Consider the following 12,861-nt stretch of genomic DNA (forward strand, 5'->3'; position numbering starts at 1 on the left):
CACGTCCGTCGTGCGGAAGTAGAACTGCGGGCGGTAGTTGTTGAAGAACGGCGTGTGACGGCCGCCTTCATCCTTGGAGAGGACGTAAACTTCAGCCTTGAACTTCTTGTGAGGAGTCACCGAGCCGGGCTTGGCGATGACCTGGCCGCGCTCGATGTCGTTCTTCTTTGTTCCACGCAGGAGGAGACCCACGTTGTCGCCAGCACGACCTTCGTCGAGCAGCTTGCGGAACATTTCGATGTCCGTGACGGTGGTCTTGACGGTCGGGCGGATGCCGACGATTTCGACTTCGGACATCTTCTTGATGATGCCACGCTCGACACGGCCGGTGCAGACAGTACCACGGCCTTCGATGGCGAACACGTCTTCCACAGGCATGAGGAAGTCCTTGTCGATCGGGCGCTCAGGCAGCGGGATGTAGCTGTCCACGGCATCCATGAGCTTGAGGATGTTGGCTTCGTGAGTGGCGTCGCCTTCAGCGGCCTTGAGGGCGGAGCCCTTCACAATCGGGATTTCATCACCCGGGAAGTCATACTTGGAAAGGAGGTCGCGAACTTCCATCTCGACGAGGTCGAGGAGTTCGGCGTCGTCCACCATGTCCACCTTGTTCATGAACACCACGAGGGCCGGCACGCCCACCTGACGGGCAAGCAGGATATGCTCACGGGTCTGGGGCATCGGGCCGTCGGCGGCGGACACCACCAGGATCGCTCCGTCCATCTGGGCGGCGCCGGTGATCATGTTCTTCACGTAGTCAGCGTGGCCGGGGCAATCGACGTGCGCGTAGTGGCGCTTCTCGGTTTCATACTCCACGTGGGCGGTGTTGATCGTGATGCCGCGCTCTTTTTCTTCCGGAGCAGCGTCGATCTGATCATATGCACGGGCCTGGGCCATGCCCTTCTTCGAAAGGACGGTGGTGATGGCGGCGGTGAGGGTCGTCTTGCCGTGGTCAACGTGGCCGATGGTGCCGATGTTGACGTGCGGCTTGTTGCGTTGGAATGCTTCTTTAGCCATGGAGTAGGTTAGGTGAGGGGGTGCGCTTGGGACTGGTTCGTTTGTCGTGTTTCGAAGACCCCGCAAAGTGCTGCCGCCTGAACTGGAGCTGTTGATGGGACTTGAACCCACGACCTCGTCCTTACCAAGGACGTGCTCTACCACTGAGCTACAACAGCAAATGTTCTGGCGGCGGCCCCCTGAAGGACCTCCTCCTCTTTCGACAAGAAAACCGGGACACAAGAATCTCTTGAACTGGCGTCAAGAGACAATACGCCCCGGCTTTTACCGAAAAAGTGGCGCGAAAGTAGGGCGAGGGGACAACCTGTCAAAGATTATTTCCAAACTTTGCGAAAGACCTGGATGCCCTCACTCGCTTTCTGCTTTCCCGCAAAGCTCGTCGGGCGGGATTTTGGTGTTGGATTAACACCCGCAGCCCCTATTCTCCACGTGAACGCACCACACACGACCTATGAAAACACTGCTGGTTTCCGCCCTCGCACTTCTCGCCATCTCCACAGCCGCCTTGGCCAAAACCGGGTGGGATGACGACTATGAAAAGTCTCTCGCCAAGGCAAAGGAGGAGAACAAAATGGTCCTGCTCGACTTCACCGGCTCCGACTGGTGCGGCTGGTGTGTGAAGCTGGACGACGAGGTGTTTTCGAAGTCAGCCTTCAAAAAGTTCTCAAAGGAACACCTCGCGCTGGTCGAGCTCGATTTTCCACACGGCAAAAAACTCCCGAAGAAGACCGCTGAACAGAACAACGCTCTCAAGAGCAAGTTTGGCGTGAGCGGCTACCCCACCATTGTCCTGCTCGACAAAGACGGCAAAGAAGCGGCACGTTGGGTGGGCTACAAAGCGACCCTGCTCGATGAATTGAAAGCCAAGGTCGATGCCGCCAAAACCTCCGCCGCCAAGTGAGTCCAGATTCCACCCGCCCGTCGCCATGAAAACACTGCTCGCATCCCTGTTGTTGCTGGTCACCGCCACCGCTTTCGCCGAGCCCAAGGCCGGCTGGAGCGAGGACTACACGGCCTCCCTCGCCAAAGCCAAGGCGGAAAAGAAGGATGTCCTGCTCGATTTCACCGGTTCTGACTGGTGTGGCTGGTGCATCAAGCTCGACAAGGAAATTTTCTCCACAGCCGAGTTCAAGCAGCTCGCCGAGAAGAAGCTGGTGCTCGTCGAACTCGATTATCCGCGCAGCAAAACACTCCCGGATGAGGTGAAGAAGCAAAACGCCGAGTTGAAGGCAAAATTTGGCATTCGCGGCTACCCCACCATCATTCTGGTCAACTCACGCGGGAAGGAAGTGAAACGCTGGGTTGGCTACAATGCGAACATGCTGGCCGAACTGAAAAAAGAAGTCCGTTAGCCGGTATGCGGCTGCCTCCGGTCCGTTCCGTCGCCATCCTGCTCATCGTGACAGGCCTTCACGCGGCGGACCCGGATGAAACGCGCCTCAAGGACATCGTCAAAGAAGCCCGGGCCGGCGATCAGGAGGCTCTCGGACCGCTACGCGATTTTCACAGCCACAAATCGGGTGCCAGCGCGGTTCTTTCGCTCGCCACCGACAGACGCGTGGGCCTCGGAATCAAACTGCGCCTGGCCGAGATCGTTTCGACCTGGCCGCCAGGTGAGGCTCGCAAGTCGCTCGGGGACTGGCTCCTCAAGCATCCTTCCTGCGAGAACAACGAACTCCTGTTTTTCGCTGAGATCGGGCTTCCGGAGGCCCGAAGCGTCTTTTGGAGCATCCTTGCCGGGATCAAAGGCCCGCTCGCAGCCATCCGCGATCCCGAACGCGTGGCCTTGGCGGCGAGAGCACTCGGTGCGTTTCAGGACAATCCTGAACCGGTGGTCTCTCGCATCGCCTCCTTGCTCGATCCTGCCTGCCAGCACGTGATGCGTGCATGCGGGGCTGACGCACTGGGCGGAATTCGGCATCCACTCGCCCTCGAATCGCTGCTTCCTCATCTCAATGACGACGCGATCGGCAGCATCGCCCGCCGCTCGCTCTACCGGCTCACCGGCACTGATTTCGGCCTCGATACAGACAAGTGGACAACCTGGCTCAAGGCGCAGGATTCCCAGATTCCGTGGAAGATGCTGACGCGGACCGACTTCGACAATTACCTCAAGCTTCAAAAGCTCCTCAAGCCACTCGATGACGATCCCGCAGGCAACTTGGCCTCGTTTTACGGCATCGAATTCAAAGCCAAGGCCGCGCTGTTCATCCTCGATGTGAGCGGCAGCATGAACGCCGACGGCCGCATCACGAAACTGAAGGCGCAAATGAGCAACCTGCTCGTCGCCATGGGCAACCACTCTGACAAGCTTCGCTATGGCATCATCACTTTCGGTGAAGCCATTGACTCGTGTTTTTCGCGGGGCATGGCCGTCAATGACGACAAGAGCCGTCGCCAGGCGGAGCGCTTCCTTGATCGCATCGAAGCCGAGGGCGGCACGCCGATGTGCGCGGCCCTCACCCACGCCCTCACCCGCATCCTCCCGGAGGGCAATGTGGACACGATCTACTTCCTCAGCGACGGCCAGCCGTGCGATGGCACGCCCGCACAGGTGGTCGAGCTCGCACAGCGCATCCACGAGACGTTTCAGACACGCATCCACACCGTCAGCATTGGCGAGGATCCTGCGCCAGATGCAGACACCCCTTCCCTGCTGCAGCAGATCGCCACCGCATGCGACGGCACCTTCGTCATTCCGCCGTGAACGTCGCAAACCGGCAAAACTGCGCCGCCTGCTTGTGCGTATTCAAAGAGTATCCTAAACTTACACCCACATTATGAAAACCATCGCATCCTTCTTGTTCCTTGCCGTTGTCGCCCTGTCCTCCTGCCGTGGCGGCGGCGGTCCAGCCACCCGTGTCGGACGCGGAGTGGATCACGCCTTCTACAAGGCCGGCCAGGGCATTTCCACGGCCGGACGCGCCATCGAAAACACAGCGCGTTAAGCCCAGGGATCGCATTTCCAGGCCAGCTCGCTGATTACGCGGCGTTCCGCGTGATCAGCGGGCTTTTTTGTCCTGTCGCATCCGATCAATCCCCCACCTTGACCGGGCAGATAATTCCGCTTTGATCCGCCACCCATGAAGCTCTTCCATCTCCTGACACTCCTGGCCCTCGTTTCTCTGGTGAGCTGTGCCACCGCCCCGAAAATCAACCGCATGCCCGTCACAGGTGGAGAAGTCGTCACCATCGCGAATCGCGGCATTTCGGTCGCATTGCCCACCGGGTGGCGCTTGACCACCTCACAGCCGGCCGACACCCTCTTTCTCGCTGATGCGGATGGCGGTGCCCTGCGATTCGCCCTGGTCAGCCCGTCAGGGAAACCCAAGGACATCAATGTCGCCAGCGCCAGCTTCCAGAACGGCGTGAAGGGCGCCCTCGCGGAAAATGGCTTCACCAAAGTCACTCGTGCTGAATTGATCAACGTGTCCGGCGTGAACGCCTTCGTTTGTGCCGCCACCGCGAAGTCCGAGTCGGTGATGCAGGTCCACCTGATCCACCGTGGAAAGGCCCTGCTGCTGGTGTTTTACTCGAAGAAGACGCCAGTCACCCAGGTGGCCTCCATCAAGGCGATCCTCAATTCATTCCAAGTCCGCTGAGGCCTGCCAGCCGCCCCTGACGGCTCAATCCAGGTCGCGGCGTGATGCAACGTCGCACCCGTCATGCTTCCGCCGAACACTTTCTTCATCGCGGGCCCCACGGCCTCCGGCAAATCGGCGCTCGCCGTTGCTCTCGCACGAGAAATCGGCGGCGAGATCGTGAATGCCGATGCCTTCCAGCTCTACGCCGGGATGGACATCCTGACGGCCAAACCCACCGCAAGTGAGATGGCTGGAGTACCGCACCACCTCTATGGAGTGCTGCCGCTGACCGACTCCTGCGATGCCCAGCGCTACCATTCGCTCGCCCAGCCCGTCATCGAAGCCATAGCGGCGCGCAGCCGCGTTCCCATCGTCGTTGGCGGCTCGGGACTTTACATCAAGGCACTCACGCACGGCCTCTCTCCCCTTCCTGCGGCCTCGTCAGAGTTGCGGGCGCTGTTTGCTCACCTGACTCCCGGCGAAAAGGTGATCTGGTTGCTACAGCGCGACCCCGAGGCCGCCACCACGGTCAATCTGCGCAATCCACGCTATGTCGAGCGAGCGCTGGAGATCTGCCTGCTCACCGGCCGGCCGCAGTCGGCATTGAGACGTTCCTTTGAGCAAGACGAACCGCAGGTGAACGGCGTCATCCTCGAATGGAACCGCGAGACGCTCTACGACCGCATCAATCGACGCACGCTCGCCATGATCGACGCCGGGCTCGTCCAGGAGGTCGCTGCCTTGCGCGATCTCTCGCCCACGGCCGGAAAAGCCATCGGCATCCAGCAAGTTCGCGAGCACCTCGCCGGCCGTGCCACGCTCGAACAAACCATCGCCGCCATCCAGCAGGCCACGCGGCACTATGCGAAGCGCCAGATCACCTGGTTTCGCCGCGAACGCTGCTTCCAAACGATTTGCCTCGATTCCCTTCCCACGGCAGAGTACGTGCGTCGTCTTCTCGAACTCTTTCCATGCCTCCGCCCGTCCAGCCTGTCCGCCCAGTCTTCGTCAACCTAGGTCCCCGCAGTTACTTGGTGCAGGTCGGACGCGATCTTTTGAAGACGCTCGGCGAGGAGGTGAACAAAAAGCTCCCCGACCGCGTGAACTGCATGGTGGTCACGGATTCGAATGTGGGGCCTCTTTATGCCGAAAAAGTGATCGAAAGCCTCCGAGCCGCCGGCAAACAACCGCACCTCGTCACCGTCCCGGCGGGTGAGTCGTCCAAATCTCTCTCCTGGAGCGAATCCGTGCTCAGCGAGATGGCCCGCGCCGGTCTTGATCGCAAAAGCTTTCTCGTCGCCCTCGGCGGCGGCGTGATCGGCGACCTGGGCGGCTTCTGCGCGGCCATCTACCAGCGCGGCATCCCCTACGTCCAGGTGCCCACCACCGTGCTCTCGCAGGTGGACAGCTCGGTCGGTGGCAAGACCGGTGTGAACCTGCCCGATGCCAAGAACATGGTTGGCTGCTTCCACCAGCCGGTTCACGTCATCGCCGACATCGACACGCTCAATTCGCTGCCCACACGCGAGTGGAATGAAGGCTTCGCCGAAATCATCAAACACGCCGCCATTCGCGATGCGTCGATGTTCGACGCCATCCGCTCCCTCGCCGAAGGCAAGGGTGATCTCGTGGCCCTCATCCGGCGGAACATCTCCATCAAGGCCGTGATCGTCGAGGCCGATGAGTTCGAAACCATCGGCACGCGTGCGCTGCTCAATTTCGGCCACACGCTTGGCCACGCCATCGAAGCCGCCGCCGGTTATGGCCGTCTGCTGCATGGCGAGGCCATCAGCCTCGGCCTCCGGGCCGCCGCGTGGCTTTCCATGCAGATCTCCGACCTCACTTCCGACGACTACGAGCGCATCGTCGGCCTTTTGAAGCTTTGTGATCTTCCCACACGCCTGCCGGATGACCTCGACATCGAGGAGATCATGCGCATCACCCGCATGGACAAGAAGTTCGAGAACGGCAAGATCCGCTTCGTCCTCCTGCGCAAACCCGGAGACGCCTACGTCAGCAAGGATGTGATCGAAGGCCATCTGAAGCAGGCGCTCGAAGAACTGCGCAAATGACGACCTGATGAACGAATGACGACGTACCGACCAGAACCGAAGCCGCGCAGCACAGCCTGCATTCGTCACTCGTCATCCGTCATCCGTCATTTTTGATGCGTTTCCTCGCTCCCAGCTACTTCCACTTTGCCTGGCTTGCTCTCATCCCGCTCGCACTGTGGTTGTTCCGCCGCCAGGCGAAGCGCGTGCCTGTTTCGACGCTGCTCTTCTTCAAATCACTCGCACGTGAGCATCAAGAGTCCGCCTGGCTGCGGCGGATCAAAAAGTGGCTCTCATTGCTGCTGACGTTGCTCGTGCTGCTCTTCGCCATCTTCGCCCTGGCACGGCCCAGCAGCAATCTGTCCGCCGACTCGCCCGGTGCTGTCGTCATCATCGTCGATTGCTCCGCCTCCATGGCCGCCAAGGATCAGCAAGGTCGCTCGCGGCTCGATGAGGTGCGGCAGCGCGTGAAGAATCGTGTGCGTTCCCTGCCTGATCAGGTGGTGCTCTCGCTCATCAACTTCGATTCACGCCCGCGAGTGCTGCTTTCCCGCAGCCGGAACCGCCGGGAGTGCCTGCGGCTGCTGGATGAACTCACCCCCATGCCCGTCGAAGGCGATGTCGAGGCCGCGCTGAACGTCGCCAGACGACTGGCCGATCTCGAATCACGCTCGCGTGTCTGGCTCGCGGCTGATTCCGCGCCCTCCGCCCCCCACGATCTTGATTTGATTCCGGCCGCTTTGGCAGAGCCGCTGAATGCGGGCATCACGGGCTTTCAGATTCGCGTCAGCCCTCTCGCTCGTGATCGATACGAGGCTTTTGTCAAAATCAGCGCCGCAGCCAGCAACGCCGCCAAAGTCACCTCGACGCTCGAGGTCTCGCTCGCCGGCCGGATCGCCCAGTTGCGGGAGCTGGAGCTCGCTCCAGGCGAGTCTTCCGCGCTCATCCTGCCTCTCGAAGGTCTGCGCGGCCAGCGGCTGGAGATGCGACTGACCACCGCAGGTGATTGTTTCGGCTGGGACGACGGACTTTCCGCCCCGCTGCCAAAAACGAAGCCGCTGAGCGTCGCCTGGTTTGCCGAAAAGCCCGATCCCTTCACCGAACTCGCCCTTTCCTCACTCATCGAGGCTGGCCGCATCGAGATGAAGAAGGGCAATCCCGCCTCATGGCCGCCGAAGGAGTCGCCAGATGTGTTCGTCTTCGAAAACTGGCTGCCGAAAGACTGGCCTGCGGACAAACCGGTGATCGCGCTCACACCGCAGCAGAACGCCGGCCCGTTGCAGACCCGCCCCATGCGCGGTCTGCCGCATGACAGCGTCCGCGCGGTGCAGCCGGATCACCCAGTGCTTTTCCGCGTCAGCAACAGCCGCATCGCCATCACCCAAACCACCGTGCTCGATCTTCCGGTGTCCATCGAGCCGTTGTGGATCGCCGGCAACGAGCCCGTGCTCGCCGCAGGCGAATCCAACGGCCAGCGTCTCGTGGTCACGGCATTCTCTCCCGCACAGTCTGAGCAACTCGCCCTGCTTCCTTCCTTCCCGCTCGTTCTCGGAAACTCGCTCTACTGGTGCGCGGAGAACAGCCAGGCGCTCGCCGACATCCGCACTCTGCACACCGGCGCGATGCTTGGCGCTGACGGCCTCGTGCAGTGGCATGCATGGGATGGCTCACAATTCATCGACACCTCCGATGATCCGGCCAATGGCCTCCTGACGCTCAACCGCATCGGCACCTGGGAAACGGGAGGCGATCGCAGCGGTTCCTGTGCTTTGATCTCCGATGCTGAGACGCATCTGCCGAAACAGGACCCTCAGACCGTCGCCTCCCCCCAGCAGGCGTCCCAGATCGTCACAGCGACGGCTTTCAGCACTTGGCCGAAACGTTTGATCTGGCTGGTGATCGCCCTGCTGCTGCTGGAAAGCTTCCTTTTCCATCGCAAAGCAGTGTATTGAAACTTGTTCACAGCCGTTTCGTTTATTCACACGAAACAAGCCTCAAAAAATCCCACATCTTGGTTAGGATCCCCTAACAAACCCCAAGATAGGGTGAAAAATCGGGTTCAGGGTTGCAGCCTCTCGGCCTGAAATGGTTCTGTCCACCTCAGAACCTCCTTCGTCAGCTTCACGCGCACCTTTTCCTGCCATGTATCTCAAAAGCCTCACTCTCCACGGCTTCAAGTCCTTCGCCGACAAGACTCACTTTGAATTCCACAAAGGTGTCACAGGGATCGTCGGCCCGAACGGATGCGGCAAATCCAACGTGGTCGATGCCATCCGTTGGGTGCTCGGTGAAACCTCCGCCAAGGCCCTGCGTGGCGATGAAATGGCGGACGTCATCTTCAACGGCACCGACAAACGCAAGCCCGTCGGCCTTGCGGAAGTCACCCTCACCATGGCGGACTGCGAGCAGGCACTGAACGTCGATTTCAACGAAGTGTCCCTCACCCGCCGCGTGTTCCGCGACGGCCGCAGCGAGTATCGCCTCAACAACACCGTCTGCCGTCTCAAGGACATCCATGATCTCATCGCCGGCACCGGGATCGGCCGCGCAGCCTACTCGATCATGGCTCAGGGCCAGATCGACATGCTTCTCAGTTCGAAGCCGGAAGACCGCCGCACGGTGTTTGAAGAGGCTGCTGGCATCACCAAGTTCAAATCGCAGAAGAAGGAAGCCCTGCGCAAACTCGAATACACCGAGGCAAACCTCCTCCGCGTCGCCGACATCATCGCCGAGGTGAAGCGCCAGATGGGCAGCCTGCAGCGCCAGGCCGCCAAGGCCCGCCGCTATCAGGCTCTGCTGGAAGACACGCGTCTCCTCGACACGCATCTGGCTCACAAGCAGTACACGGAATTCTCCGGCGAGAAATCCGAGACGGAAAACCAGGTCCGCATGCTCACCACTCAGCTCGATGAGGTGCAGCGTGATCTTCAGACCTCCGAAACCGAGGCGGCACAGACCCGCGAGGCCTATCACGCCATCGAATCCCAGATCAGCCACCTCCGCCAGCAGGCGCAGGAGCTCCGCTCGCAGATGCAGAGCGCCGAAGGCCGCATCGGCTTCAATCGCGAGCGCAATGAGGAGCTGGAGGGCCGCATCAAGCAGAACGACGAGCAGATCAGCGCCAGCCAGCAGCTTCTCGACGAGGCGCGGCATCAAATGGCCATCGCCGACGAGCAAGTGCTCACCATCCGGGAGAACATCGAGAACCGTCAGCAGGCAGTCAACGAGCACAACAGCCTGCATCAGAGCATCCTTCCGGAGCGCGGCCGCCTGGAGAGCGAACGCCGTGCCGTGCGCGAGTCGATCCGCCAGTTTGAAGGCCAGATCGCCGCCTCAGATGCCCGTGCGCAAAGCCTGGGCAACCAGATCAGCGCCGACCGCCAGCGCCACGAAACCCTGGGCCGCGAACGTCAGGCCGCCGCGCAGGCGAAGGAGGCCAGCCAGATCGAATACGACGAGCTTCAGCGCCAGATCCAGGAGCTGGAGGAGACACGCAACGAACTCGACGAAAAAGCCAAGGAGTGCGCCCGTGAGATCATCGAAAAACGCCGTCAGCGCGATTCGATGCATCAGGAGCTGAACGAGCTTCAACGCAGCGTCACCCAACGCAAATCACGGCTCGAAGTCATCGAGCAACTCCTGCAAAAGGGCGAAGGGCTGCCCGAAGGCACCCAGAGCGTGCTCCGTGGCCTCGACAATCCGGACGTGTATTCCACCGGCGTGCGAGGTCTGCTGGCTTCCAGCATCGAAGTGACGGACCCCGCCTTCATTCCCGCCGTGGAGGCCGCGCTGCGTGATCATCTGCAGGCCGTTCTTCTCACCGAAAGCGAACTCGCCGCCCAGATCGTGGATCGTCTCAACGATCACAAGATGGGGCGCGCCACGCTCTTCCCGCAGGACTTCTGCAATCTCCACCGCAACGGCGACCGCGAGCTCATGCCCGCCGGTGCCATCGCCTGGGCGACCGACAAGGTGCGCGTGAAGACCGGCGTGCAGAGCCTCATCGATCATTTGCTGCACAACGTGCTCGTCGTCGATGACATGCACACCGCATTGCGTCTGAAGCGCGAAATGCCGCACCTCGCCATCGCCACGATGCGCGGCGAATTCATCACCACCGACGGCATCATCTACGGCGGAGCGTCAAAGCAGGAGGAATCATCCACGCTTCGACGCGAGGCGGAGGTGCGCCAGCTCCGCACCGAGGTCGAAGCGCTCGATTTCCAGCTCCTGGAGAAGGAGGAGGCGCTTCAGCAACTGAACGCGCAGCTCGAAGACCAGCAGCGTGAGGAAATCACCCTGCGCGAGCAGAGCCAGCGTGCGCGCGAAGGCTTCTCACAGCTTCAGGGCAAGACCTCCGTCGTCCAGCGTGCCCTCCAGCAGGCCGTGGCGAAGCTGGAAAGCGTGGAATGGGACCAGGCGCAGATCGATGAGCGCATTGGCGGCTCTGAAAGCCAGATCAGCCAGATGCGCGAAGCCTCCGCCATCGCCCAGGAACAGCTTGAAGGCTCCCGCGTCCGCGAAGCGGAGCTGGAAGTCGAGATGGAGTCCTTCCTGCGTCGCGAACTCGAATCCAGCGAGCGTCTGAACGAACTGCGCACCTCGCTGGCCCTCGAACAGAGCGCCTTGCAGTCCCTCGAACGCCAGAAAGCCCCCATGGCCTCCCGTTTGCAGGAGCTGCAGGTGGCCGTGGAGCGTTACGACCAGGAGATCAACACCTGGCGCATGCGCATCAATCAAAGCGAGGCCGAAAACGTCCGCCTGAACGAGCAGATCGAGTCCCAACGTGGTGCCATCGGCGCCATCGAGGACCACTTGAACTCGAAGAGCGACGAACGTGCCGCCTTCTTCGAAAAAGTGTCCGAACTCGAAACGCGGCTCGTCGGCCTGCGCCAGAGCTACAACGGCCTCAACGAGTCGCGCAACCGCGCCGAGGTCACCCTCACCCGTGTCGATCTCCGCCTCGAAAACCTCATCAACCAGGTTCAGGAGCGCTACTCCTTCCACATCGAGGCCTTCGAGCCCGATTACCACGTGCTCATGGTCACGATCGAGGAGCAGAAGAAGAATCGCAATCGTGGCAAGCGCGGTGCAGCCAGCGCTGCGGAATCCGAGAACGCAGACTCGGGCGAAGACACGGTTGCAGCCGAATCTGCCGAAGTCGAAACACCTGAAGCCGAGGAGAAGCCTGAGATTCGTGGCATTTCCAACCGCGATGATGAAGTGGACATCGACGATGTCGTCGTTCCGGGCCAGGAGGCTGAACCCGACTGGGCGTTCGTCATGGAGGTCGTCTATGAACTCCGCCAGAAGCTCGAAGGCATCGGCCCCGTGAACCTGGATGCCATCCAGGAGTTCGAAGAACTGGAGGAGCGTCATCGCTTCCTCGAAACGCAGCACGGCGACCTCGTGAAGTCGAAGGAGGAGCTGCTCCAGGTGATCGCGAAGATCAATGAGACCACGAAGACCATGTTCAGCGAGACCTTCCAGCTCGTGCGTGGCTACTTCCAGAACAACTTCAAGGAGCTCTTCGGTCCGCAGGCCAAGGCGGACCTGATGCTGATCGATGAAGGCGATCCGCTCGAGTCCGGCATCGAAATCATCGCCAAGCCGCCGGGCAAAAAGCTCCAGACCATCAGCCTCCTCTCCGGTGGCGAGCGCAGCATGACCGCCGTGGCGCTGCTGTTCTCGATCTATCAGGTCAAACCCTCGCCCTTCTGCGTGCTGGACGAGCTGGATGCCCCTCTCGACGAGACCAACATCGGCCGCTTCCTCAAGATGCTCGACAATTTCATCGACAACTCCCAGTTCATCATCGTCACGCACAACAAGCGCACCATGAGCCGCGCGGATGTCATCTACGGCGTCACCATGCAGGAGTTCGGCGTGTCGAAGCCTGTCGGCGTCCGCATGACCACCGAGGACACCCGCACTTTGAAGAAGTCGGACCAGGAACTCGCCCTCGAAGCGCCAGCGAAGCCGAAACGCGGCCGCAAAGCCGCCGATTCGGACGAAGCAGAGGCCACAGACGACGAGTCCACCGATGCAGCAGCCGAAGACGAGGAGCCAAAGAGCGAACTCGATGCCGAGCAGGAACGCCTGACCGCCATCGAGGAGCGCGAGGAACAGTCCCCTGCGGTGCTGGTGTGAGGCTCCTTCGCAATCCATGAACAAAGAGGCCTTCGGCATGTGCTGAAGGCCTTTTTGTTTGT

The 12,861-nt window shown here is 61.0% G+C and carries 10 protein-coding genes and 1 tRNA gene; 9 read left to right on the forward strand and 2 right to left on the reverse strand.

Going from position 1 to position 12,861, the window contains the following annotated elements; genetic code table 11:
- The coding region (gene tuf / locus IAE77_RS16375; protein ID WP_294228522.1) for an elongation factor Tu at positions 1-1,014 on the reverse strand (1,014 nt) is incomplete at its 3' end.
- Between the two features lie 83 nt (positions 1,015-1,097).
- Positions 1,098-1,172: transfer RNA gene (locus tag IAE77_RS16380), tRNA-Thr, on the reverse strand.
- Between the two features lie 293 nt (positions 1,173-1,465).
- Here IAE77_RS16380 and IAE77_RS16385 point away from each other — a divergent pair.
- From IAE77_RS16385 to smc, 9 genes are all read left to right on the forward strand, one after another.
- Positions 1,466-1,915 carry a thioredoxin family protein gene (locus IAE77_RS16385; RefSeq protein WP_294228524.1) on the forward strand — a complete coding sequence of 150 codons (450 nt, stop codon included), beginning with the start codon at positions 1,466-1,468 and terminating at the stop codon, positions 1,913-1,915.
- A gap of 25 nt (positions 1,916-1,940) precedes the next feature.
- On the forward strand, positions 1,941-2,366 hold the full coding sequence (locus IAE77_RS16390) for a thioredoxin fold domain-containing protein (protein WP_294228526.1): 426 nt from the start codon (positions 1,941-1,943) through the stop codon (positions 2,364-2,366).
- Positions 2,367-2,413: 47 nt separating this feature from the next.
- Positions 2,414-3,721 (forward strand): vWA domain-containing protein, encoded by a 1,308-nt coding sequence (locus IAE77_RS16395; protein ID WP_294228528.1) that lies wholly within the window; start codon positions 2,414-2,416, stop codon positions 3,719-3,721.
- Between the two features lie 73 nt (positions 3,722-3,794).
- Positions 3,795-3,962: a hypothetical protein gene (locus tag IAE77_RS16400; RefSeq protein WP_294228530.1), complete on the forward strand. Its 168-nt coding sequence runs from the start codon at positions 3,795-3,797 to the stop codon at positions 3,960-3,962.
- Positions 3,963-4,097: 135 nt separating this feature from the next.
- A complete protein-coding gene (locus tag IAE77_RS16405) occupies positions 4,098-4,616 on the forward strand; it encodes a hypothetical protein (RefSeq protein ID WP_294228531.1) in 519 nt (172 codons plus the stop codon).
- Positions 4,617-4,679: 63 nt separating this feature from the next.
- On the forward strand, positions 4,680-5,615 hold the full coding sequence (gene miaA / locus IAE77_RS16410; RefSeq protein WP_294228533.1) for a tRNA (adenosine(37)-N6)-dimethylallyltransferase MiaA: 936 nt from the start codon (positions 4,680-4,682) through the stop codon (positions 5,613-5,615).
- A complete protein-coding gene (aroB, locus tag IAE77_RS16415; protein WP_294228535.1) occupies positions 5,570-6,670 on the forward strand; it encodes a 3-dehydroquinate synthase in 1,101 nt (366 codons plus the stop codon). The genes miaA and aroB overlap by 46 nt, the downstream gene beginning before the upstream one ends.
- Before the next feature lie 95 nt (positions 6,671-6,765).
- Complete coding sequence (locus IAE77_RS16420) at positions 6,766-8,601, forward strand: BatA and WFA domain-containing protein (RefSeq protein ID WP_294228537.1); 1,836 nt, start codon at positions 6,766-6,768, stop codon at positions 8,599-8,601.
- A gap of 190 nt (positions 8,602-8,791) precedes the next feature.
- On the forward strand, positions 8,792-12,799 hold the full coding sequence (smc, locus tag IAE77_RS16425; RefSeq protein WP_294228539.1) for a chromosome segregation protein SMC: 4,008 nt from the start codon (positions 8,792-8,794) through the stop codon (positions 12,797-12,799).
- Positions 12,800-12,861: the final 62 nt, after the last annotated feature.

The organism is Prosthecobacter sp. (assembly GCF_014879935.1).
Taxonomy (GTDB): domain Bacteria; phylum Verrucomicrobiota; class Verrucomicrobiia; order Verrucomicrobiales; family Verrucomicrobiaceae; genus Prosthecobacter.